Annotated in this window: 24 protein-coding genes; 16 read left to right on the top strand and 8 right to left on the bottom strand. The window is 39.0% G+C overall.

Features of this window, described 5'->3' with window-relative positions:
- Nucleotides 1-106: 106 nt before the first annotated feature.
- From bcsE to tyrR, 4 genes are all read left to right on the top strand, one after another.
- Nucleotides 107-1,696, top strand: a complete 1,590-nt coding sequence (bcsE, locus tag ON073_RS03620) for a cellulose biosynthesis protein BcsE (RefSeq protein WP_274760506.1) — start codon at nt 107-109, stop codon at nt 1,694-1,696.
- Nucleotides 1,697-1,861, top strand: coding sequence for a hypothetical protein (locus ON073_RS03615; protein WP_274760505.1), 165 nt, complete (start codon nt 1,697-1,699; stop codon nt 1,859-1,861).
- Between the two features lie 3 nt (nt 1,862-1,864).
- Entirely contained in the window at nt 1,865-3,478 is a 1,614-nt protein-coding gene (gene bcsG / locus ON073_RS03610) for a cellulose biosynthesis protein BcsG (RefSeq protein ID WP_274760504.1), read from the top strand.
- 149 nt (nt 3,479-3,627) lie between these two features.
- Nucleotides 3,628-5,175, top strand: coding sequence for a transcriptional regulator TyrR (gene tyrR, locus ON073_RS03605; protein ID WP_274760503.1), 1,548 nt, complete (start codon nt 3,628-3,630; stop codon nt 5,173-5,175).
- Here the strand turns inward: tyrR and ON073_RS03600 are convergent.
- Entirely contained in the window at nt 5,165-5,611 is a 447-nt protein-coding gene (locus tag ON073_RS03600; protein ID WP_274760502.1) for a hypothetical protein, read from the bottom strand. The two genes, tyrR and ON073_RS03600, sit on opposite strands and share 11 nt — an antisense overlap.
- Before the next feature lie 85 nt (nt 5,612-5,696).
- Between ON073_RS03600 and ON073_RS03595 the strand changes: the two genes are divergently transcribed.
- A complete protein-coding gene (locus ON073_RS03595) occupies nt 5,697-6,230 on the top strand; it encodes a thioesterase family protein (protein WP_274760501.1) in 534 nt (177 codons plus the stop codon).
- Between the two features lie 52 nt (nt 6,231-6,282).
- Here ON073_RS03595 and ON073_RS03590 read toward each other — a convergent pair whose 3' ends face one another.
- Together ON073_RS03590 and smpB are read right to left on the bottom strand one after the other, a co-directional pair.
- Nucleotides 6,283-8,874 (bottom strand): TonB-dependent receptor plug domain-containing protein, encoded by a 2,592-nt coding sequence (locus ON073_RS03590; protein ID WP_274760500.1) that lies wholly within the window; start codon nt 8,872-8,874, stop codon nt 6,283-6,285.
- A 260-nt stretch (nt 8,875-9,134) separates the two neighbouring features.
- Nucleotides 9,135-9,617, bottom strand: a complete 483-nt coding sequence (smpB, locus tag ON073_RS03585; protein ID WP_274760499.1) for an SsrA-binding protein SmpB — start codon at nt 9,615-9,617, stop codon at nt 9,135-9,137.
- Nucleotides 9,618-9,736: 119 nt separating this feature from the next.
- On the opposite strand from smpB, the gene ON073_RS03580 reads away from it, so the two are divergent.
- Both ON073_RS03580 and ON073_RS03575 read left to right on the top strand, forming a co-directional pair.
- Complete coding sequence (locus ON073_RS03580; protein WP_274760498.1) at nt 9,737-10,168, top strand: SRPBCC family protein; 432 nt, start codon at nt 9,737-9,739, stop codon at nt 10,166-10,168.
- Nucleotides 10,168-10,497 carry an RnfH family protein gene (locus ON073_RS03575; protein WP_274760497.1) on the top strand — a complete coding sequence of 110 codons (330 nt, stop codon included), beginning with the start codon at nt 10,168-10,170 and terminating at the stop codon, nt 10,495-10,497. Before ON073_RS03580 ends, ON073_RS03575 begins: the two co-directional genes overlap by 1 nt.
- 42 nt (nt 10,498-10,539) lie before the next feature.
- Here the strand turns inward: ON073_RS03575 and ON073_RS03570 are convergent, their stop codons facing one another.
- Nucleotides 10,540-10,887 carry an outer membrane protein assembly factor BamE gene (locus ON073_RS03570; protein WP_274760496.1) on the bottom strand — a complete coding sequence of 116 codons (348 nt, stop codon included), beginning with the start codon at nt 10,885-10,887 and terminating at the stop codon, nt 10,540-10,542.
- A 111-nt stretch (nt 10,888-10,998) separates the two neighbouring features.
- Between ON073_RS03570 and ON073_RS03565 the strand changes: the two genes are divergently transcribed.
- Nucleotides 10,999-11,325, top strand: a complete 327-nt coding sequence (locus ON073_RS03565) for a GIY-YIG nuclease family protein (RefSeq protein WP_274760495.1) — start codon at nt 10,999-11,001, stop codon at nt 11,323-11,325.
- On the opposite strand, the gene ON073_RS03560 is transcribed toward ON073_RS03565, so the two are convergent.
- The 4 genes from ON073_RS03560 to ilvC all read right to left on the bottom strand — a co-directional run bounded on the left by ON073_RS03560 (nt 11,264) and on the right by ilvC (nt 15,891).
- Complete coding sequence (locus ON073_RS03560; protein WP_274760494.1) at nt 11,264-12,184, bottom strand: M28 family peptidase; 921 nt, start codon at nt 12,182-12,184, stop codon at nt 11,264-11,266. The two genes, ON073_RS03565 and ON073_RS03560, sit on opposite strands and share 62 nt — an antisense overlap.
- Entirely contained in the window at nt 12,181-13,341 is a 1,161-nt protein-coding gene (locus tag ON073_RS03555; RefSeq protein WP_274760493.1) for a tetratricopeptide repeat protein, read from the bottom strand. Before ON073_RS03555 ends, ON073_RS03560 begins: the two co-directional genes overlap by 4 nt.
- 78 nt (nt 13,342-13,419) lie before the next feature.
- Entirely contained in the window at nt 13,420-14,322 is a 903-nt protein-coding gene (locus tag ON073_RS03550; RefSeq protein ID WP_274760492.1) for a Dyp-type peroxidase, read from the bottom strand.
- 93 nt (nt 14,323-14,415) lie between these two features.
- Entirely contained in the window at nt 14,416-15,891 is a 1,476-nt protein-coding gene (gene ilvC / locus ON073_RS03545) for a ketol-acid reductoisomerase (RefSeq protein ID WP_274760491.1), read from the bottom strand.
- Between the two features lie 128 nt (nt 15,892-16,019).
- On the opposite strand from ilvC, the gene ilvY reads away from it, so the two are divergent.
- From ilvY to ON073_RS03505, 8 genes are all read left to right on the top strand, one after another.
- Complete coding sequence (gene ilvY / locus ON073_RS03540) at nt 16,020-16,910, top strand: HTH-type transcriptional activator IlvY (protein WP_274760490.1); 891 nt, start codon at nt 16,020-16,022, stop codon at nt 16,908-16,910.
- 148 nt (nt 16,911-17,058) lie between these two features.
- Nucleotides 17,059-17,841, top strand: a complete 783-nt coding sequence (locus tag ON073_RS03535) for a MipA/OmpV family protein (RefSeq protein WP_274760489.1) — start codon at nt 17,059-17,061, stop codon at nt 17,839-17,841.
- Complete coding sequence (locus ON073_RS03530) at nt 17,831-18,217, top strand: DUF3019 domain-containing protein (protein WP_274760488.1); 387 nt, start codon at nt 17,831-17,833, stop codon at nt 18,215-18,217. Before ON073_RS03535 ends, ON073_RS03530 begins: the two co-directional genes overlap by 11 nt.
- A gap of 9 nt (nt 18,218-18,226) precedes the next feature.
- Nucleotides 18,227-18,913, top strand: coding sequence for a response regulator (locus ON073_RS03525; protein ID WP_274760487.1), 687 nt, complete (start codon nt 18,227-18,229; stop codon nt 18,911-18,913).
- Nucleotides 18,914-18,935: 22 nt separating this feature from the next.
- Nucleotides 18,936-20,177, top strand: coding sequence for an ATP-binding protein (locus tag ON073_RS03520; protein WP_274760486.1), 1,242 nt, complete (start codon nt 18,936-18,938; stop codon nt 20,175-20,177).
- Between the two features lie 183 nt (nt 20,178-20,360).
- On the top strand, nt 20,361-22,151 hold the full coding sequence (locus ON073_RS03515) for a DUF4856 domain-containing protein (protein ID WP_274760485.1): 1,791 nt from the start codon (nt 20,361-20,363) through the stop codon (nt 22,149-22,151).
- 91 nt (nt 22,152-22,242) lie between these two features.
- Nucleotides 22,243-23,526 (top strand): imelysin family protein, encoded by a 1,284-nt coding sequence (locus ON073_RS03510; RefSeq protein WP_274760484.1) that lies wholly within the window; start codon nt 22,243-22,245, stop codon nt 23,524-23,526.
- Nucleotides 23,527-23,538: 12 nt separating this feature from the next.
- The coding region (locus ON073_RS03505) for a TonB-dependent receptor family protein (protein ID WP_274760483.1) at nt 23,539-25,022 on the top strand (1,484 nt) is incomplete at its 3' end.

Below are 25,022 nucleotides of genomic sequence, written 5' to 3'. Positions count from 1 at the left end.
ATGATTGTATATAAAATCATATTTTGACCTAAATAGAAAGTATTACTTTTATAGATCGATGCGTTATGTATTAATAATGCGTTTCTAATGAAAAAGCGGGCTAAATGTGCATAAATTGAACTTTTCAGGTATTCAACTTGAGCAAGCAAAAATCGCCAAAAGCGCAACGTATTTGTTGTTTGCTAACAGCGAAGATTTTGGGATTGAGTTAGCAATGAGCTCGTTGGACGAGCAAAATAAAAACTTTATTATATCTCAAGACCCAGATCGCTTTTTGGCAAAAGCAAAACATTGGTCAAAGGCTAGTTGCCAAACCTTTTCGTTAGATAAAGGGTTTTTTATTGAAAACCGTTCTTCGTTTATTGAACAAACATTTGAAGAGTTAAGTTTCTATGCTGGTTTTAGCAACGGTCATCTAATTATTCATTTTTCAGAAGCATTGACCAGTCGTTTCGATGAAAAATTTATTGCTAGATTCTTGCAAAAAAGCGAACAGTTAGCTGAAAAATATAATGTAAGTTTACTATTTTTAATGACTGGTAAAAGTGCGCTTGAGAAAACGAAAGAATTCATTTTGCATAATGATCTGCTCGCTGGTTTAGCACATTTAAACAGCCACTTGATGAACCACCGTTTAGTATTTGATTTTTGGCGTCATAGTGAGGGTATTTCAACGAAAGTAAGTTATCTTCTGTACTTTGATGAGTCACCATATGCACAAATTGAAGAGCATCATGAAGATGATAATATCCTTTATCAACAAAACCTAGATCAAGTGTTTATTGCGAAAGAGTTACTTCCAAGTGATACAAAATTACCGCCGAATTATCATGTTTGTGAAGATAACAACAGTGTATTAGAAAGTGCTAAATCCAATAAAGCAGCAACAGTTGTGCTTTATGCGTCACGAGATGTCGAAAAAGCAGTACTTGCAGCGCAATGCTATGAATTACGGGAGCATTGTGGGCCATGGCTTAAAATAGTTATTAAAAATAAAGATGGTGTGTTACGCCATCACGACGAATGCGTATTTTTAACTTTAGGTGTTAACCTGATTTTACATACTACCACTGACATTTCTCGATTAATGTCACAGGTCCAAGCGCTTCAAGGTGTTAAGTTTGCACGTGTATTACCAAAAGATTATAAGGCAGTTTTAGCACATGCAAATGGAGTTGAGGTAAAAGGCTATTTAACACCACAGCACTTTGTTGATGCTGTGAAAATACAAAGAGAAGCCAGTTTATCTACAGGAATTAGCGGTGTTTTAGTTGCCCTTGATTTAATCAAAGGGATTGATGCAATCGACGCACTTAGGCTCTTTTCTGTTAAACGAAATGGTGACTTTTTTACTGCAAATCGTTCACAAGTTTTGTTATACCTCCATGGTTGTCGTGAAAATGATGTTACAAATGCACTTGAGAGATTGTTCCGATTAGCCATCAGCGAATTTTTTGTGGCGCACGCAATTTACTCACAAGACTTATATATTGAAGAAATCTGCCGTGACCTAAAACTCGCTGATGAGAATAAAGAGTTAGAAGATTACTCAATTCAGTTGTTAGAATCTGCTTTAGAAGAACAACCGCTTGCAATGAGTACATCAGGACGTACATCTGTTGTTAGTGATATCAATCGTTTTCCTAGTCGGAAAGAGTGTAAACCCTTCACTTTAGAATTAATGGATTCAGAGTAAATGTATTTAACTTATATAATCTTGGCGTTTATTTTTGGCCTTGTGGTAGGTATTTTCATTGCACAATTTGCAAAAGAATTAATGCGCGGTATTACTAAATTTTACAAAACATGGACGTTTAAACACAAAGCCATTCACCCTTATAAGCCTCAGGAAAAAGACTAATTTATGAGTATTACGCACTTAGACAAAGACCCATTACGTTATGATGCTTTAGGGCTTTGGAATTTATACTTTTTAGTTAAACTAGGTTTGTATTTTTCTGAAGTGATTGATCTTCATGTACTAGAAAATATTGCGTTTATAGCGTTTCTATTGCTGCCGTTTAAACATTCAATTTTAATAAAAGTTAAGCACGCAGTTGCCATAGTCGTAGCGCTATTTTTATTGCATTACGATTCATATTTACCACCTTTACAACGTCTATTAGAAAGTGGTGACCTATTAAGTGATTTTAGTTTACCGTATTTAATTGAATTACTCTCACGTTTCTTATCATGGCAATTTGTTGCAATGGCATTGGTACTTGTGATTATTTACATTTACCTAGTTAATTGGGTTCGCTTTACAACTGTAAGTATTGCGGGTGTGTTATATATTGGATTTTTGCAATTTTTTGCAACGCAAAATATCGCATCTACAGAACCTATTTTAGTTAAAAATAATGGCCAGCCTAACTCTAATCAAAGCCAAGCACAAAGTGCATTAAACCCAGAACAATCAATTGAAACATTTTATCAGCAGCAGTCGCGTTTACGAACAGAATTTCCTTCATCTAATTTAGGTGGTGATTTTGATATTGTTTTACTTAACGTATGTTCGCTCGGTTGGGACGATTTAGAGCGTGTTAATTTAGCGAAGCACGCACTGTTTAATCAGTTCGACCTATTGTTTGATAATTTTAGTTCGGCGACATCGTATAGTGGTCCAGCTGGTATCCGTTTATTAAAAGCAAGTTGTGGCCAAACCTCTCATCAGGGTCTTTACACTGATGCAAACAAGCAATGTTATCTTTTTGAAAATTTGGCGAATTTAGGGTTTGATAATGACTTTGCGATGAACCATAACGGTAATTTTGATAATTTCTTAGGTATGGTTGAAAGCCAAGGTCGAGTAGATGCAAAATTGCAGTCGCTTTCGGGTGTTAAAATTGCGCAGCGTTCATTTGATGGCACACCAATTTTTGATGATGGGCAAGTTCTTAACAAATGGCTTAAATCCCGTTTGACATCGAGTAAACCTCGCGCTGCACTTTATTACAACACTATTAGTTTACACGACGGAAATGTGATTGAAGGACGAAGTAAATTTGGCAGTAGTTTAAAAAGCTATGGTACAAGAACAGAAATATTATTTAAGCAATTCGACCAGTTCTTTAAGCGTTTAGAGCAAAGCGGCCGTAACTATATGGTAGTAATGGTTCCAGAGCACGGTGCTTCACTTGCAGGTGATAAAATGCAGATAGCCGGTATGCGAGATATTCCAAGCCCAGCTATTTTAGATATTCCTGTAGGTGTAAAATTTATTGGTCCGAAGGTTAAATCAGATAGTGGACAAAAGGTTATTTCAGCGCCATCAAGCTATTTAGCTATTTCTGAACTAATTGCACGAGCAACACGCCAAAACCAATTCGAAGGCAGCCTTGATCTAGCTGCATTGGCTGCTGACTTACCTAAAACCCCAATGGTTGGTGAAAACTCAGGTACTCGAATGCAGATGTTCAATGGCAAACCTTATATTCAACTCGATGATGGTGAATGGATGGTATATCCAGGTTACTAAAAGAAAGGGGGCATTTGCTCCCTTTTTTATTTGCAGAATGGTTATTGGTTATAGCTTTTTTGTTCATTTATGTTTACAAATTTGCTTTCAATCTGTTGTTTTTTCAGTATTATCAACATCAATGTGCTTAAGCTGGTAATGGGGAAATTATGCGCTTAGAGATCCACTGTGCAGACCGAATAGGTATTGCGCAGGAAATACTCAATATTTTAGTGAGTTATCAAGTTGATTTAAAAGGTATTGAAGTTGATGCTGTCAATTGTCGGATGTATGTTTCTTTTCCACCGATTGAATTTGAGCAGTTTCAAAAAATAATGCCTGAGATCCGTTTGATCCAAGGGGTTGAAGATGTAAGAACGACGGCTTTTTTACCATCTGAAAGAGAGCATAATGAATTAACTACATTATTAAGCGCATTACCTGATGGCGTTATTTCAATTGATGTTAAAGGCATTATTAGGCAGTGTAATGATTCAGCGTGTCGTGATTTAAATGCACAAAGTAATGAAGTAATTGGCCATCACATTAACACACAGCTCAAAGGCTTTAACTTCACCCGTTGGCTTGAAAGTGATGAAGTGTTAGCGCAAACCACTCGTGTAGAAGTTAATGGCGAAGATTTTATCGCTGACATTTTGCCTATTTCAGTTCCTGACTCTGAACACAGTTTTACCTTTGTTGGTGCGGTGGTAAATATCAAATCTCAAAGCCGTTTAGGTGAGCAAGTAAGCGCATTTAGACGTCAAGGTAATGAGAGCTTTGCGACAATTCATACCAACAGCAGTGCAATGCGCAAAGTTGTTCGAGAAGCACGTAAAATGGCGCAATTAGAGGCTCCAATTCTAATAACTGGTGAAACAGGCACAGGAAAAGAGTTACTAGCAAAAGCGTGTCACTATGCTTCAAATAGAGCAAACAAGCCTTTTGTTACCTTGTCGTGTGCATCCTTACCAGACGATGCCGCAGAGCCGGAATTATTTGGTTGTGCATTACCTAACGCAGAGAGCCGAGGAGTACTTGAGCAGGCTGATGGTGGTACTGTTTTCCTTGATGAAGTTGGTGAAATGTCACCTCAGTTACAAACAAAATTATTACGTTTCTTGCAGGATGGCACTTTTAGACGTGTTGGTAGTGAGAATGAAATCAAGGTTAATGTGCGTATTTTAGCTGCAACTCAAAAAGATATTCCAGGCATGGTACAAGAAGGGCGTTTTCGTGAAGACCTTTATTACCGTATTAATGTTTTAAGTTTAGAGCTTGCGCCGCTTCGCGACCGTAAGGCTGATATTGTTCCACTGACGGAACACTTTATTAGCCGTTACTCGCATCAGTTAGGGCGCAAATCCCCAGTGCTTGATGAAACAACCGCGACGTTTTTACAGCAATACCCATGGCCTGGTAATGTACGCCAACTTGAAAACTCGCTCTATCGTGCGATTTCGTTACTAGATGATGAACAATTAAGTATTGAACATTTACAGTTGCCAAGCTTTACCAATGATTTAGGTTATTTGGAATCAGATTTTGAAGGTACGCTTGATCAAGCGGTTAAACGTTTTGAGTCAACGTTATTAAGAAAGCTTTATCCGGCTTATCCAAGTTCACGTCAATTGGCTAAACGATTAGGATTAAGCCATACCGCAATCGCAAACAAGTTACGCGAGTACGGTATAAATCGCAAAACCATCAAAGTTTAAAAAAACCTGACTTATCAAATACCAGCTTAATACTTGGGTTTCCATTGGCTAAATAATAATTGTATTGATCAATCCATAGCACATAATCCCCGCGAACAGGGTACTCTGAACGATTTTTTTCAAGACGAATCAAATGTGAGCCAATTTGCCATTCAAACTCTGAGATGAAACCATTAGCAAACTCTTGTACAAAAACGGCTTGATCATCACCTGCCAGCGTTAATGCTAAGGCGTAAGAATCTGGTAGTTGTTCCATCGGGTACTGCTGTGAGCCAATGGTAAATTGCTTGTTCTTTTTGTCCCACTTAAAACCAAAGTTGAACTCTTTCTTTATACCAGATGGGTAGGTAACGGTACCACTTCCTGGCAATTCAAAGCTCGCCTGACAAATGAAGCTGATGCAGCTTAATAACAAAATGAGTAAGAATGACTTCATAAACACCTTAAAAGTATCGTTTTGTGCTTGAGTTTATTATTAAACCTGAGAAAATGATGTTTTCTGGTATGACCACTCAAGACAAATGAATTTATATTTTAGATTACTATTACTCTTTTATCGGATAAAACGAAATAAACTTTATCAGCCTTTGTTAGATGAAGTTGAAATTAACTACCGAGCATTACCGTCTGATTGTGATATTAACTTGCATTTAACTAACTCACGTTACCTTGCCTTTATGGACTTAGCACGTACTTGGATGACTGAGCGTTTAGGGCTATTTAAAGTCGTAATGAAAAACCGCTGGTTTCCAATTGTCAATGCGACTGCCATTACTTACATTCGAGATATTAAGCCACTACAAGAGTTTACAGTTGCAACTCAGCTTGTTGGATGGGATCATAAATATTTTTATATTAAGCAAACCTTTAAATCTGAACGTGGTTTACATGCAGTTGCGTATGTGCGTGGTGTATTTAAGAAAAAAGGTGGCATTGTGACTGTTGAAGAGTTACTAGAAGCAGCCGATTTTGATGGCGAAGCGCCAGTACTTCATGAAGAAATAGTGCATTGGAAAGAAATGCTTGAATGTAAAAAACAGCGCGACCATATTTAAATAATCATTGTAAAGAAAAGCCCCAAACTGGGGCTTATTGTTTTTAGTTTAATTAAAACTTATAACTTGCTTGAACATAAGCAAATCTGCCTTGCCCGCTGTGAACGTTAACAACGAAGCCCATAAAGTCATGATAGGCAAATGGTGGTTCTTCGTTTGTTAAGTTGGTAGCACCTACTGTAAGCACTAAATCTTCTATACCAAAATAGTTAACTGACGCATCGAGTGTGGTCATTGCATCAACATCTTTATTAAGATTTAAAGAAGCTTCTTGCTCGAACGAGTCGATATAGTTTAGTGCAGCTGTTGCGCTAAAGTCATCTTTAACCCAATCAACAGATGTAGTCCAACGCATTTGAGGTTGCTCAAAACCACCTTCTTTGGTGCCTTTATAATCTTCAAAATTAAGAACATAGTTAAGCACATAGCCAAATTTAAACTGACCAACTTCAGTATCTAAATTATAACGAACGTCTAAGTCGATACCTGAAGTTTGTAAGTCACCAATATTTTGATATGAGTCATTCACTTGAATGACTTCACCTGGGTCATTTGCTATTGCTGTAGGGCGACGTTCAACGATATTAGGATCTAAACCGTAGGTATCCATTACAAATTGCGTATCAGCACCAATGATATCGGTAATATCATAATCATAGTAATCGATAGAGAAATTCAGGTTTTCTGTAATATTGTAGATTAAACCTAGGTTATAACTTTCAGACTCTTCAGGACCTAGCTCAGGGTTACCTTCAAAGATTGCAGTATACTCTTGTGGTTCACACGCTCGGTCTTGATTGCCAATTGCACTACAGCGTAGAGTATCGACAAGGTTTGGCGATTCATCAGTACGGCCTAAACCGAGTTGGTGCAATGAAGGCGCTCTAAATGCCGTGCCCCAAGAACCACGTAGACTCAGGTCATCCATTGGAGACCAGAAGAAAGACACTTTAGGGTTAGTAGTATCACCAAAATCGCTATAATCTTCGTAACGTGCAGCAAGTTGCACTTCCAGTGAATCTAGAACTGGAATTGACATTTCACCGAAAACAGACATGTTATCGCGCGAGCCATTTGCCTGTGTTGCTTCGGTACCAAATACTTCGCCACGTAAGAACTGATCATCAGGGTTATCACTAATTGACTCTTCACGGTATTCACCACCAAATGCCAGCATTAAATCGCCGTGTTCCATTTCGAAAATTGATCCAGAGGCTTTGAAATCAAGCGATTTCATCGTTGATTTACCAATACGTGTCGTGGTTGTTTCAACATAGTCTAATACTTGTTGCCCATTTGATGACGGTTCGAATGGGTCATACGCACCTGAATCAATTGCTTCTTGCATGCGTCTTTTATTCGGGAAACCATCTACACCGCGCTCAGTTGAACTACTTTTAATATAACTATACGCCGCTTCCCAATTCCAATCTTTAAATTCACCTTGAAGACCAAGAATTGCACGGTGATAATTCGAATCAACACGTTTTTCACGGTTGCCGATATCTACTGTACGACGGCGCATTGTTAAGTCTTGGCCATGGAATTCATGATCTGGCATATTGGCAAATGGGTGGTTAATATTATCGCCTGCCATCGTTAACTCATTGAAACTTGGGCTACCTGCACCGCGAACGGTCGACTTTGAATTTTGACCATTTAATTCCGCAAACGCGCGAAGGTTATCATTGATTTCATATTTACCGAGATAATTCCAACTGAAGCGCTCAGCTGCTGGGATCATCGTCATGTGAGGCGCATAGTCGTAGCGGCACAAGTTATTGGCAAAGTCGCGATCTGCTTCTGGACAAGTATCATTTCCATATAAATCAATTAAACGATTTGATGGGTCACTTGCAAGAGCAATAGTACCTGGAATACCTGAAGAACTTCTAAAATCAGTTGCGTCTGGATCGCCTGTTCTTAATGCTTGGTTAGAGGTTTTTGAATAGTCTCTGTCGGCATACAGCACTTCTTCACGGTTAAAGTACTCTAAAATAAAGGTATGGCTTGAATTATCCGTTTGATTACCAAAAACTAAGTTAACGCTTTGTTCATCACCACCGCCATCTGCTGTGGTACCAAATTTAGCTGAAACCTCTGCGCCTTCAACATCATCACGCAGAATGATGTTAATTACACCTGCAACCGCATCTGAACCATAGGTTGCAGACGCACCATCTTTTAATATATCGACACGTTTAATTGCAGATAACGGAATATTGTTAATGTCTACGAAAGAGGTATCAATGCCCTTAGCAAATGGTGATACCGAAACACGGCGACCATTGATTAAAATTAGTGTTGAATCGGCACCTAAACCACGTAATGATACTGACGAACCACCATTTGCGGTATCATCACTGCTGTTTGCTTGCGTTGAGAAAGTACCTTGACCTGAAATTGGTAACTTTGTGAATAAACTGATTAAATCAGTCACCCCCGATTTTTGAATATCTTCTGCTGTTAAGGTAGCAACAGGTGAAGGGCCTTCGAGGTCGGTACGTTTAATGTGAGAGCCTGTGATTTCGATGCGTTCAACTTGCTTTTCTTCATCTGCTTTTGCAATAAAAGTAGAGAAAAGTAGCGATGAAGAAATAACTGAAGCGAGAGTACTTAACTTGAACTTTGTAGCGCTGTTCATAGTAAATTCCTTGTTTAATTATTATCAAATTAATTAGTTACCTAATTGTTGTTATTAATAACATGTAAAAACAACATTAACAATCCAGTAACTTTTGTGCATTTTTTAATTTGTAATGAATTATGTATTAGGAGCTTCTGATAAAGGGAATTACGAAAACAGAAAAAGTGAAAGTGCTATGAGAATTGGCAATAGAGTAAGTTTGGCAAGCAAATTCAAAGCAAAAAAAACCACGCATTTGCGTGGTTTTTTTTTACAATCTATCGAGCTGAATGCTTCATTGTGCGCTCTTTTTCACGCGCCCAATCTTGATCTTTACTGGCGGCACGTTTGTCGTGCAATTTCTTACCTTTCGCTAGACAAAACTCTAATTTAACCCAACATTTTTTCCAATACATTGCGGTTGCAATTAAAGAGTAGCCTTCGCGTTCTACAGCACCGATTAAACGGTCAATCTCACGTTTTTTTAATAACAGTTTACGCGGACGCATAGGGTCGCAAACAACGTGTGAAGATGCTTGAAGTAAAGGAGTAATTTGACTTGCGTGTAAATACGCTTCGCCATTTTTAACTTGGATAAACGTTTCGGTAATATTTACTTTGCCGGCGCGAATACTTTTCACTTCCCAGCCTTGTAATTCCATACCGGCTTCAAATTTATCTTGCAGTAAATACTCATGACGCGCTTTTTTATTTAACGCGATGGTATTACTTTGTGCTTTTGGTTTTTTGTGTTTTGCCATAATGGCGTCATTATACTTATCCGTTATGGTTTTACACTCTTTTTTGACATTCTCACGCTTCTTTTTTTGTATCTTAGCTAAACCTTGATAGAATTCGCGGTGTTGAATCTGGAGAGTATATGCCGCAAATTAGTCGATCTGCGCTGGTAATGTTTAGTGCGCAGCAAATGTATGATTTAGTTAATGATGTTTCAAAGTACCCAGAATTTTTACCAAATTGTTCTGGGGCCAAAATACATAATCAAACTGCACAGTGTATGTCTGCTTCAGTCGAAATATCGAAAGCAGGTATGCGTAAATGGTTTTCGACGGAAAATACATTAATAGAAGGCCAAGCGATAAATATGAAATTGCTAGACGGCCCATTTAAAACGCTTGCGGGTGGTTGGAAATTTACGCCTTTAGATGAAACAGCCTGTAAAGTCAGTCTTGAGCTTGATTTTGAGTTCACTAATAAGCTGGTGGAGTTGGCATTTGGTAAGGTTTTTAACGAAGTGGCAAATAATATGGTAAAAGCATTTACCCAACGAGCAAAGCAGGTGTACAAATAATGAAATCAATCGATATTGTGTATGCATTGCCAGATACAGCAACCACTGTGACTTTCAAAACTGACGATGACCTCACCGTTGAAGAAGTGATAACACAGTGCGGTATTTTAGAAAAATGTCCTGAAATTGATTTAACCTCATTAGCAGTTGGTATTTGGAATCGTACTTGTAAATTAAATCAACAAGTGAAAGATGGCGATCGCATCGAGATTTATCGCCCATTGATTGCCGATCCAAAAGAAGCGCGCAGACGTCGTGCTGAAAAAGCGAAAGATGAAGGCCGTGCTAACAAAATAACAGGTGGTCGTGCAGGGCGCAGGCAGTCATAAAAAAGTCATGCATTTGCATGACTTTTTACTTAAATATTTTGGTTATTGCTCAAGCGGCGTGTTAAATGCTTCTGGCGTTTTATAGTCGCCGCGCAGTGCTTTTAATTTATCGCCGTCAAACTCAACAATCAGTTCTTTTCGCACTTCATTTTTTCTACCAGCATTAAATTGGTACAAGTAATACCATGTGCTTTCATCAAAGGCGTCTTTTGCAATTGGTTGACCTAACACGTATAACACTTGTTCACGCGTCATTTCTACACGAAGTTTATCAATGTCAGTTTGCTCTAAAAAGTTCCCTTGTGGGATTGGCATTCTATAAAGCCAAGAAGAACAACCTGAGCTGATAACCAATACGGCACAGAGAAAAATATACTTAAACCAATTCATTGAATTCTTTAATCCTTACTACTAATCGCATCATGATACCTCTTGCTATCAGGTTATAAAAGTGTAAATTTGACTTAAATTGATGATTGAAGTTCCCAAATCGCTGTTTTTATGTCTAATGAAGTTATCTGCACTAATAATCAATCGGTTAAACCTATTTGGCATTTATATATTGTCGAAACTCGGTATCACCATTGGTATACGGGAATTACAACTGATGTAGCAAGGCGTTTTTCACAGCATAACTCGGGCAAAGGTGCCAAAGCCTTAGTTGGCAAAGGGCCCTTATCACTTATTTTTAATATGCCTGTTGGTACGCGAAGCGAAGCAAGTAAATTAGAATACCAAGTCAAAAAGTTAAGTAAGCTGCAAAAGGTTAATTGGGTAAAGCGCTGTTTAGCAGATGCGCATTTGCATCCAGTTCAGAAATCACTTTAGCGATGTTATGTAAATTGGCATCAAAAAAACCGTGGTGAATATTTTCATAGGTGTCGTCTACGGTGTGGTAGTTATCATGTTCACCTACACCAAAATATAATACTGGAATGTTTTTTTTGTAAAATGCACGGTGATCACCTGCATCTATAATACGACGTCGTTGGTTTTTCACTGAACTGTTATAAAAACCATTGCCTTTAGTGAATTTTAATTTGCTATTGGTATGCCAATTGGTGTCTTTTAGTGCCTCAACCAGTCGCTTTGATGGTGTATTGTAAAGCGCCAGCAAGCGTTTTCGTTTGCTTACCCCTAACATATCTAAATTGATGTTTATTAATACATTAGATAGTGGGATAGGTGGGTTATCAATAAATTCGCGCGCGCCAAACAGTCCTGCTTCTTCTGCATCGGTTGCTAAAAATAAATAATTAAGTTGCCGGCTTGGGTTTTCAGAAATCAATTTTGCCAAGGTTAATAAAGCCGCCACGCCCGAAGCATTATCATCTGCACCGTTGTAGACTCCCTTGCCGCTACTGCCTAAATGATCAAAATGTGCGGTAATAACAACCGTTGGTTTGTTGGCAATTGTTTTTGTCACAGCCATTACATTATGTGCATTGCCTTCACTAAAAAAACCGCTTTTATAATTAAATGGCACAATAAATTGATTGCTAACTGGAGCCAAACCATACCGCTTAAATTGCTTTGCAATATAACTGGCGGCTAAATTAGCGTGCTTAGTAGCTGTTTTTCGACCTGCAAGTTGATCATGACTAAAAAATTGCAGGTGCGTGTGTGATGCTAATTGCGCTTCAGAGGTTATGGAAAGCGAAAGTACAATTAAAACGGTATTGATCATTGTATTAAATGGGCCGTTAGCGACATTATCTTGCCACGATAACGCCGTTTTTCACCGTCAAAGTAGGCGTGTTTCTCGGCTTTTTCTAACTCACTCAGGGCTTTATCAAGTTCACCGATATAAAAATAGGCTTTAGCTAAACCAAAATGACTTTCATGTATTTTACGATCAAGCTTAATTGATTTTTTGAAGAAGCGAATCGCTTGTTCAAAATCTTGTTGATACAGGGCTTCATTTCCTTTGGCTATTGCATAATACGGATTTTTACTACGCTCGTGTTCGAGGGCTTCGCGGATTCTTTCAGCTTCATAGCTGCGATTTGTTAAGTCGTATAAGCGCGCTAAATTGCCTTTTGCAGTATTATTACCACTATCCAGTAATAATGCATGGTTGTAAGCAATTTCAGCCTGCTTAAAATGATTACTAATTCGATAAAGCACACCGAGATTACCAAAACTTGAGCTGTACTCAGGCGCACTTTCAATGGCAGCACTAAAGTATGAGTAGGCAAGATCATGCTCGCCATTGATCATTGCAGCTGCCCCTTTGTTGTTATAGAACATTGCGAGAATAAGGTCTTCGCTAATTATTTTGGTACGGAATTTTTGTCTGAAACTGCTTGGATTAAAGTCAACGATAAGATCGCCAACTGCATCATATACGGTTGAAGTGAGGGCAATATCACTAGAACTAGGTCTTTTTAAACGTAAATTTACGTGCCCAGTTAGCAAGCTATAGCCATTTTCACTTGCCCAATACTCAGGAATAAATACCTGCTGAAAACGCGATTCGATACCAAAGTGTTTTGCCATACTATGAGCCATAATTGAAAGCGATAAACAGTTTGCATCTTTACTGTTGAAAGTTTCTTCGGCGGTCAGTGTTGCGCCAGTGAGGTAATTTAAACTTTGGTTTTCAGGTGAAAATATATATTTGAGTAAAGAACGTGTTGTTAAGCGTTTATCTAATGAGCGTGATATTTCCGCTTCCATAATTGCAATTGTGCTTTCGGATAATTCAAATACATCCTGTTTAGATTCTATTGTTACAAGAGAAAATTGATCATCATTTAGTAGGAGTGGAGGTGGCTTATGTGTATTTTGAGTTGAATTACAACCCATTAGCAACAGTAAAACCAAGCAAAAAGAAAGACGCATAACACCTCCAGAAACTTCTAACTACTTGATTAAAGATAGTAAAGTTTAGGCCCCTTTGCTTGGTTAAATTGTTACAGTTTATTTCCCAAATAAAGCATTTAGTTGCTGCTGTGATGGTGCAAACCAATAGGCGCTATTCACTGCTTTGGAAAAATCAATTAACTTGTCGTAAATACCGTCATTGGTTAAACCAAACATGCGTTCTAATTGAATTTGAAAACGCTTTTGGTCGCAGGCAAAACCCAGAAAATAAAGCCCTTTCTCGTTGGCGTTACCAAAAGGCACACTGCGGCGATAAAGTTTCATCGCAACGTTATCTACTTTGACATCAGTACGGCTTACATGGGAATTTTCAGGCATATCATCACCTTCTAACTCAATGGAATCAGGTTTGGTACGGCCAATTACTTTCTCTTGCATTTGCATAGGCATTTTTGCGAACTCACTTAAATCATGAACCCATTTTTGCGTTAAAACAAAACTGCCGCCAGCATGTGAATGTGTATTTGGTAAAAGTGCCGCTTCTGCTTTTGCTGCTAAATCTTTGGGATTAGCACTGCCATCCACAAACCCGGTAAGGTCGCGGTTATCTTTGTAGCGAAACCCCGGGCATTCAAGTGCTAAAATTGCCAGTTCTGCAAGCTGATTTTGGCATATTTGCATTGCATCAAACACATTGTCTAATTCATCATCATAAAGCCAAATCAGTAAATCATGCTGTGTAGCAGGGGCTGTGTGACCAAAAGGGCCTGATAGAGTAGCAAAATCGTTAAACTCTAATGGGTTTTGCTCGGTGTCGATGTGCTGCCAAAGGCGCTTACCAAATGCGATAACATTACTGCATTTAATCGTTTGAGTGATATTTTTGAGTGCTTGGGTAAGCTGTGAAAGTGTTTGTGGATCGCGATTGGTAATGACATATTCTAAAAAATAGCTGTGGCGATTATTTTCATTAAAAATGCCAGACTGCGCATGTTCCATATCTAATACCCCATAAATTGTTTTGGCTACATTAACCCAGAACCAAGGCAAAAAAAAGCCCGCTTAAGGCGGGCAGTTTACTCAGGGTTTATCTTAAATTATTGGTTTCATTGCAGACATGTAACCACGCAGCGTTTCACCAATCACCTCAACTGGGTGTGAACGAAGTGCTTTATTTACTTCAATCAAACGCGCGTTATCAACACGATTATCAGCTGTTGATAGTCCTTTTCCGATAACATCAGTATTTACTGTGCCCATAAAGTCTTTTAATAGTGGTAAACATGCATGGTTATATAAGTAACAACCGTATTCAGCGGTATCTGAAATTGTTGCGTTCATTTCATATAGCTTTTTACGTGCAATCGTATTAGCGATTAGTGGTGTTTCATGCAGTGACTCATAGTATGCAGATTCTTCTTTAATACCTGCTGCTGTCATGGTTTCAAAAGCAAGCTCTACACCCGCTTTAACCATAGCCACCATTAAGATACCTTTATCAAAGAACTCTTGTTCAGTGATTTCGTCGCTTGTATTTGCTTGTTGCTCAAATGCAGTTTCGCCAGTTTCTTTACGCCAACCTAGTAGCTTCGCATCATCTTCAGCCCAATCTGCCATCATACCTGATGAGAATTCACCGCTCATGATGTCGTCCATATGCTTGTTGTAAAGCGGGCGCATAATCACTTTTAATTCTTCAGATAAATCAAATGCTTTAATTTTTGCTGGGTTTGATAAACGGTCAAGCATGTTGGTTACACCACCATACTTAAGTGCTTCTGTGATAACTTCCCAGCCATACTGAAGTAGTTTTGATGCATAAGCAGCGTCGATACCTTGTTCAACCATTTTGTCAAAACAAAGTAGCGAACCCGTTTGCAGCATGCCGCATAGAATTGTTTGCTCACCCATAAGGTCAGATTTTACTTCAGCTACAAATGATGAAAGTAAAACGCCCGCACGGTGACCACCGGTACCTGCTGCATACGCTTTCGCTTGAGCAAGGCCTTTACCTTCAGGGTCATTTTCTGGGTGAACTGCGATAAGAGTTGGCACACCAAAACCACGCTTATATTCTTCACGAACTTCTGTACCTGGGCACTTTGGTGCAACCATGATTACCGTGATATCGTCACGTACTTGCATGCCTTCTTCAACAATATTAAAACCATGTGAATACGCAAGTGTTGCACCTTGCTTCATCAAAGGCATAACTGCTTTTACTACACTGGTGTGTTGCTTATCTGGTGTTAAGTTAAGTACTAAATCCGCATCTGGGATTAGATCTTCGTAAGTGCCAACAACAAAGCCGTTGTCTGTTGCATTGATATAAGATTGGCGTTTTTCAGCAATTGCTGACTCACGTAATGCGTAAGATACATCAAGACCCGAATCACGTAAGTTTAAGCCTTGGTTTAGGCCTTGCGCACCACAGCCAACTACAACCAGTTTCTTACCAACTAACGCATCAACACCATCGCTGAATTCTGATGGGTCCATAAATTCACATTGAGCAAGCTGCGCAAGCTGCTCGCGTAACGGTAAGCTGTTAAAATAATTCGTTGCCATGTCTAATTCCTAATAATAAATAATGCGCTGCGTCTTGCAGCATTGATTTAACCTTAAAAGAAATTATTAATTGCGTAAAATGATATATTTGAATTATTGTATTACAAAAAATGAAATAAAGGCTTGTCGTGGATATTAAACGCTTACAATTGTTTTTAGTATTAGCGGAGCAGCTTCATTTTACTAAAGCAAGCGAACTGGCAAATGTCAGTGCACCAACACTCAGCCGCAATATAAAACAATTAGAAGATGAAGTTGGGGCGATACTCTTTAATCGTAATAAACGCAGTGTTTCGCTCACTAAACAAGGCGAGGCTTTTTTACGTTATGCCCGTACAACAATTAGTGAATGGCAAATGTTTCGCTCATCGTTAAATGAAGCTGGTGAGGCACTTTCAGGTGAAGTGCAGCTGTTTAGTTCTGTTACTGCAACTTACAGTTTCTTATATGACTTATTAAAAAAGGTGAGGTTGGCGCACCCTCACATCGAAGTGAAACTAAATACAGGCGATCCTGCGCTTGCAATTGAGCGTGTGATGAAAGGTTTTGAAGATATGGCAATTGCAGCAAGGCCGGATAAATTGCATGAAAGCTTGGCATTTTATTCACTTGGCTCATCACCGCTTGTGTTTATTGCGCCAAATGATGATGGGCCGCTGGGTGCGATGATCAATGAGGCAATAAATAATCGTTCGGATATTCCATGGCAAAAATTACCGTTTATCGTGCCTGATCAGGGGTTAAGTCGAAAGCGATTAGCTGATTGGTGGCATAAAAATGGCATTAATCCACTTATATACTCCAAAGTAGCAGGTAACGAAGCTGCTGTTTCAATGGTTAGTTTAGGTTTTGGTGTGGCACTTATTCCAAAAGTTGTTGTCGATAATAGTCCTATTAAAGATAAAGTGCAGATTTTAGCCATGCCAGATCCTGTGCCAGCATTTGATGTTGGCCTAGTTACAAAAAAAGCACATTTACAGCAGCCAATCATGAATGCTATATGGCAATTGCTTAAATAACTAGGAAAAAAGAACTACAAATTGGCTGATTTTTATTCCGACGTGTAAGTAATTGTAATTTTTGTTGCAGGATTTGTTTTGATTGGTAAAGTGCGCGTGTTTTCTCGGAGAATTTTAAATATTGAAGCATCTCTTTTGCATATTTATATTGTTCTTTTGCTCAGCTACAAGTGCTAAGCAAATAGATGAAGCGATAGAGCAAGGCGAACTGCGCCTTGGTTTAGCGTTAGGTCTTGGAACAATTTCAAATCCGCTAAATGAGGGGGATAACTTTCCATTAATTGCGATTCCAGATATTGCATATTATGGCGAGCGCTTTTATTTTGACAATGGCCAGTTAGGCCTCACTTTGGTGGATGAAAAACACCATGTGATTAGTCTTATCTCCGAATTAAACCCAGAAAATCGCTTTTTCGTTACTTGGCACCCTGCCAACGTATTTATTGTTAGAAACGCTTACACGGAACCAGCAACACGCGACAGGATATCCATTTCTGAGATAAATCGCCCAAATTGGGCACTGGATGGTGGATTGAATTATCAATATATCGCAGATTCTTGGCGTTTCTCCGCCGATGTTTTGCATGATATTAGTGGAGTTCATTTTGGTCATCGAGTAGCACTGAGCTTCGCCAAGGGTTGGCAATTTAGATCTGGGGTACTCAGTGTGCGTTTGGGGCTCGATTATTTATCTCACAAACTCGCAGATTATTATTATGGTATTCAGGCCGACGATAACGTCGGGCAAACCTTTGAGCAGGATGCTGCTGTATTACCGCACGTTGAAGTAAGTTGGCAAATGCCTATCAACGAGCGTTTTGGTTTGCTAGCTAAAATTAAATACCACAACCTTGGTTCTTTAAGTGATAGTCCTTTATTTTCGAGTGATGAAAGCGTGACAATATTTACAGGGGTGACCCATGTTTTTTAGATATTGTTTGCTTTTAGTTATATGTGCTTTAACCAGTTTTAATGCTACTGCAAATAAAAGCACTGAGTTTCAACTGACACCTGCAGTTTGTATGGTGCAAAACAGTGATGATGTGTGCCAAATTGAAGTCAATTTTGTGTGGCAAACAGAAACAACACAAGACGTATGTATTTTACGTGATCAAACACCATTAAAATGTTGGCAAAGTGCAACTAATGGTAATTTTAGTTATAAAGCGGACGTTCAGTTTGGCACTGTATACTCCTTAGTTAATCGTAAAAGCGGTGAACAAATTGCTACTGCTAAAATCAAAGTGCAAAGTAGCAATACAAAGTCCCAGCGTAGAAGGTTACGCACACCGTGGAGCTTTTTCTAGGAGATACACATGGCACACATTTTATTAGTGGAAGACGATTTAGCATTGCAACAATTAACCAAAGATTACCTTGAGCACAATGGTATGACGGTTGATGTATTAAGTAATGGTGCTGAAGTGATGGCCGCACTTGAGGCAAATATGCCTGATTTAATGATTTTGGATGTGATGTTACCAGGCAAAGACGGCTTTAGTGTGTGTCGTGAAGTACGAGACCGTTACCAATTACCGATTCTAATGCTTACTGCAAAAGGTGAAGATTTTGATCAGGTAATAGGTCTTGAATTAGGTGCCGATGATTATGTCATTAAGCCTGCTGAACCACGTGTGTTATTAGCACGTATTTCCGCATTATTACGCCGTGGTGCTGTTGAAAAAAGTTCAGAAGAATTACGCTTTGGTTCGCTGACCATTGATAAAAACAGTCGCATTGTTAAGTTGATGGGCAATGAAGTAAGTTTAACATCGCACGAGTTTGAATTACTGTGGTTATTATCTAACAGTGCGGGTGAAGTATTGAGTCGTGATTTTGTGCACGAAAAAATGATTGGCCGTGAGTATGATGGACTCGACAGAACGGTTGATGTGCGAGTTTCGCGTTTACGTAAGAAGTTAGGCGATAATAGTGACAAACCTTACCGTATTAAAACAGTGTGGGGTCAAGGTTATTTGTTTGTGTCAGATGCTTGGGGTTAGTAATAACTCTTTAGGAGATTAGATGGGCAAGTTATTCCTTAGCCTCTATGCCTATATCATCGTTTCAATCTTTATTTTAAGTGGCGCGCTCGAAAGGTTATGGCCTGAGCCTAATGGCATTGAAGCGTTGCCACTCGCACCGCAAGTTAGTGAATCGATTTCAGCTTTAGCTGTAACGCCTCACGGCATAGATAAGCTGAAGCATATTTATCAGCATCAAATTATTCCTGCCGACCAAATTGCCTTTTTACCAGAGCAATCATCCCGTTTACAACAAGGGCAGGCTATTCCTGTTTTTGATGGCCCAAAACAAGTCATTTGGTATCTGCAACTTGATAACTCACAGCTTCTAAAAATCGGCCCCTACCGCTTTGACAGTAATAGTTACGATTCTATTTGGCCATTTATAATTATGCTGATGGTAATAGGCTTGCCTGTTGCGGCATGGAGTTATTGGTTATGGCGCGATTTCAATCAGTTAGAGCGTGCTTGTCATGATATTAATGCCCCTGAAGATCTGCAACTCAGTAGTGATGATAAATCGGCACTTCTGCCAATAAAACAAACCTTGATGGCAATGAAAGAGCGAATTAAACATTTGCTCGATAGCCAGCGAGAGCTTACGTCATCGGTCTCTCATGAATTTAGAACGCCTTTAGCTCGGCTAAAATTTGCTATTGCGATGCTAGAAGATACACAAAACAATGAGAAAACAGCACCATATTTAGCAAGCATGCAAGCCGATATTCAAGAACTAGATGCTTTAGTCAGTGAAATGTTGGAATTTGCAAAGCTTGAACGTGAAAAGCCAACCCTAAATATAGAGCAATATGATGTTGTAGAACAGGCAACGGTACTTGCAGAAAAACTTGGTTTTAACAGCAAGATTATAATAAATATCGAGACAAGCTCACCGCTCATTATTACTGCAGATCCACATTTTATAGGTCGCGCGATTCAGAATTTTGTTGGCAATGCTTTAAAATATGCTGAGCAAGAAATTCGAATATCCATTTATCAGCAAGCAAATAGGGTATTTATAAAAGTTGCTGATGATGGGGTGGGTATTGAGCAATCAGAATGGGAGCATGTATTTAAACCCTTTACCCGCCTTGATAAAAGCCGTAACAAAAAAATTAAAGGGTTTGGCCTTGGTTTAGCTATCGTGCAAAAAATTATTAATTGGCACAATGGCAAATGCTATTTAGAGAAAAGCCCTTTAGGCGGTGCTTGTTTTGTCATTGAACTACAATCACAGTCCTAATTTAATCAAATTAATCATTCTTTGATCTTACGTCAGATATTGCAGCATAAGCATTGATACACTTATTTGCGTAAATAAAACATTAAAATAAACTAAATGAGATTGATTCTCATTGGATTTGAGGTTTATAATAGCGTTAGTTTATAAATCTTCATTAATAAAAATTATTTAATAGGTCGAACAATGATTAATCTTCGTAAATCTGCATTAGCATCTGCTGTGCTTGCTGCGGCTATTGGTTTAACTGGTTGTGGCGGTAGTGATAGTAAAGACCCAGTAACACCTGTAAATCAAGCACCAACAGATATCCAAATTTCAACTTCAACTATTTCTGAAGATACACTAGGTGTTGTTGTTGGTGCGCTAACAGCAACTGACGATACGACAAGCGGTCTTACTTTCTCTATTGAAGATGAACGTTTTGAAATTGTAGGCACAGATTTAAAGCTTAAAGATGCACTTGCAGTTAACTTTGAAGAAGAACAAGAAGTTACCGTTAATGTAACAGTAACAGATGCTGGTGGCTTAACTTTCACAAAAGCACTTACATTAACAGTAGACGACATCGATGCTGAAAACGGTGTTAATGTTTATGAGTTTGACACTAAACTTGCAGGTTTCAGTGGTTCATCAGTATCTTACTCAGGTCAAACTGCGCGTCATGCACTGTCAGCAGAAATTAAGCACTACATGGGCTTAATGACGGTTGAATACATCGAAACAAATGGCATTATGGCAGCCGATGTAAGAGCTAAGCTAAATGCACTTTGGGGTGACTATGCTGCGGTAGTTGATTCTCCAATTTCACACTTAGGCGATGACCTTTCATCTTATAAGCAAAAAACATTTTTCGATATTTCATCTTCGGATAAAAATCTAGGTGGTGAAAATGGTAAAATTGCAGGCCGTGACAAGTTAAAAATGTATAAAGAGTGGCATGTTGCGGGCAACTTCAAAGGCTGGAATGATTTTGGTACGCGCGCAGCAACTCCAGAAGGTTTAGTTGAACATTATTTTGATTTATTCGTTGCTCAAATTGAAAAAGTAAACGCAGGTGAAGCATTAGTTGATGCAAACGGTGTTGCTATTTCAAAAGCATTTATTACTCCTGAAGGTTTAGATTTAGTTCAGCTAGTTCAAAAGCATACACTTGGCGCATTAATGTTCTCGCAGGGTACAGATGATTATCTTGGCGAAGGTTTAGCTTCTGATAACAAGGTGTCTGACAAAGGTACTAAAACGTATACAGCACTTGAGCATCAATTTGATGAAGGTTTTGGTTACTTTGGTGCATCGCGCAACTACCTAGAATATTCAGACAGTGAAATTGCTAAAAAAGACGGCCGTGAGAATTTCCAAGGTAAGAACGATATTAATGGCGATGGTGCAATTGATTTAACTTCTGAATTTGTTTGGGGTAATTCGTCTAACGCAGCAAAGCGTGACTTAGGTGCTGAAGTTGCTACAGATTTGACGGCTGAGGCAATGACACACTTTATCGCTGGTCGTAAAATGATTTCTGATAACGTTGGTAAAAATGTTGATGAATTTTCGGCAGAAGATAAAACGAAATTCGATAATCATGTATTCCAAGCTGCATTAGCATGGGAAAAAGCAATCGCAGCAACAGTTGTTCATTATATCAATGACGTGATTGCTGATATTGAGAACATTGAAGATGGCGAATATACATCAGCAGAATTTGCAGATTACGCCAAACATTGGGGTGAAATGAAAGGCTTTGCTCTTAATTTCCAATTCAGCCCATTCTCACCATTTGCTGACCATGCATTGAATCCTAAGAAAGATACTGTTGGTCCAGCTCAATTTGTCGATATGCATGACTTATTCGGCGATATGCCAGTACTTGCTGGGGCGGATGAATTTGCAAACTACAAAGCGAAATTAATCGCTGCACGTGATATTTTAGATAACGCGTATGACTTTGCTGATGCAAACTCAGAGAACTGGTAATTTAAAATAAACGTTAAATTAATTAAAAGGTTAGTGATTTAGGTCGCTAACCTTTTGCTGTATTTATTATTCGAGATTTTAGGATAATTTTATGTTGATATCCGCAAAACTTAAACCGATAGCACTTGTAACATCGCTAGTACTGACGTTAGCGGCGTGTTCAGAAGATACTTCAAGTACTCAAGGACAGAACTTTGGTGGTGGCACGACCGAACCAGGTAATGGCGGTGGTACAAGTTTTGACGAAAAGGCGCTTGTTGCCAACTTAGTTGATAATGTTATCACACCAACGTTTACCTCATTTAATCAACAAGCCGCTGCGAATTTTGCAACGTTAAGCCAATATTGCGCCGTTGAAAAATCGGCGGCTGAGGGTGAAGCTTCAGAAGATGAGCGCTTAGCAGCACTTTTAGAGGCACAAACAAGCTGGCGAGATACCACTGCACTTTGGCAACATGCTGAATTAATGCAAATGGGGCCACTTTTGGAAAACGAAGGTGAATTGCGCAACTTAATTTATTCGTGGCCAGCAAAAAGCTTATGTGGTGTTGACCAAGATACCGCGTATTTCGAAGATGGCATGATCAACCTAGATTCAACCAGACCTTATGATATTAAAGAGCGTACAGCTACTCGCCGTGGTCTTGTCAGCCTAGAGCACTTACTATTTTCAGAACAATTAAATCACAGCTGCTCAATTGCCAATGACGCACTTGCAGATTGGAATAACCGCAGTGACAGTGAGCGTCGCATTGCCCGTTGTGAGTTTGCAATTGAAGTTGCAAGTGACCTTGTCGATAACAGCCAAGTATTACTTGATAAATGGAATGGCGATGCAGGCTATGCTATGGCACTTAAAAATGCAGGCGAGGTTGGTTCGAGTTTTGATTCAGCACATGCTGCGGTGAATGTGATTTCAGATGCGCTGTTTTACCTTACCGAGCAAGTAAAAGATAAAAAGTTAGCACTGCCACTGGGCTATGAAAGTAATTCGTGTGGTTTAGAAGCCTGCCCGCAAGACGTTGAATCGCCAATTGCAGCGCAATCATTAGCTAATATCCAAGCAAATCTTGCTGCTTTTGAAAAATTATTTACAGGCAATGGTATTGCACAAGACAACACGACTGGCTTTGATGACTTTCTGATTGAAGAAGAGGGAAGCGACACCAAAGATGCGATGCTTAAAGGGTTAACTGATTCTAATGAAACACTTGAATCAATTAATGGCACGTTACAACAAGCCCTAATTGATGAAAAAGAAAAAGTTGAACAGACACATGCTAAAGTAAAGGATGTGACCGATCAACTTAAACATGACTTTATAAATAAGCTTGCCCTTGAGCTACCTAAATCTTCAGCTGGTGATAATGATTAGAGCTTTATGAATATGAAAAAAACACTATTAGCATTAGCAATTGCAAGTTATGTAACCCCAATTTTTGCCGACGATAAGAAAACCAATGATGATGACATTGAGCATATAACGATTATTAGTCATGGCAATAAATTACGAACAGAATCAGGGTCTGCAACACTGCTTTCAGAAGTGGAACTTGAAAAATACGAATACGATGATATCCACCGCATACTAGCCAAAGTACCGGGTGTGAATATTCGTGAAGAAGATGGTTATGGTCTGCGCCCTAACATTGGATTTCGTGGTGTAACACCAGAGCGTAGTAAAAAAGTAACGATTCTTGAAGATGGTGTACTGATTGGTCCTGCGCCTTATTCAGCAGCTGCCGCTTATTACTTCCCGGTAACAACTCGTATGACCGCCGTTGAAGTGTTTAAAGGCCCAGCAGCGATTAAACACGGTCCACAAACAGTGGCTGGTGCGCTCAATATGGTTACGCGTCAAGTGCCATTTGAACTGACCGCAGGTCTAGATTTAGCGACTGGTAGCGATGGTTATCATAAAGCTCACGGCTTTTTTGGTACTGAAGTCGCCAAAAACGTGGGTGTGTTAGTTGAAGCGGTACGCCTTCAAGCGGATGGCTTTAAAGAAATCGATAACGGTGGTGATTCAGGTTTTAAGAAAAATGATTTCTTATTTAAAACTAAATATTTGCTTGATGGTGAACAGTTTGATCAAAGCTTTGAACTTAAGCTTTCTTACGCGGATGAAAACTCAGATGAAACCTATTTAGGTTTAACTGAGGCGGACTTTAAAGAAAATCCATATCGCCGCTATGCCGCATCACAGCCTGCGAATATGGACACTGAGCACACGCAATTTATGTTTACGCATAATTTATCAAGCGATGTGTTTTCGATGACTACACGTTTGTATCGTAACGATTATGAGCGAGCTTGGCGTAAACTCGGCAAATTAACAGGCTCAAATGCGAGTTTGTCAGATATTATGACCGATCCACTCTATTACGAACGCGAATATAATGTGATTTCAGGTCAACAAAATTCTGTTGAAGCTGGCTTTAATACTATGTTCTTGGTAATGGGTACTAACGATCGCGAGTATTATTCGCAGGGGTTACAAGTTGATGCCGATTACAACTTCTCACTCTTTAATATCGATCATCAATTATCATTTGGTGTGCGTTACCACGAAGACGAAATCGAGCGAAAACATTTCGAAGAGAAATATGCAATGACGGATGGTTTTGCGCTGAGAACTGAAGAAGCGAAAAAGTTTACAACGCAAAATATCGAGAATACAGAAGCGCTTTCTATTTACCTTGAAGACACCGTTAAGTTTGGTGATTTAACCGTATCTGCGGGTGTGCGTGGCGAAGACATGGATATGTTTTATACCGACACGGTTGATAAAGATGACTGGCAACGTAAATCAACGACCATTTGGTTACCAGGTGTTAGTGGTTTCTATCAGTTGACAGAAAATGCAGGTGT

The organism is Pseudoalteromonas sp. G4 (assembly GCF_028875915.1).
Lineage (GTDB): Bacteria > Pseudomonadota > Gammaproteobacteria > Enterobacterales > Alteromonadaceae > Pseudoalteromonas.
The sequence above is the reverse complement of the archived record's forward strand: the minus strand, read 5'-3'. Positions and strand labels throughout refer to the sequence as shown.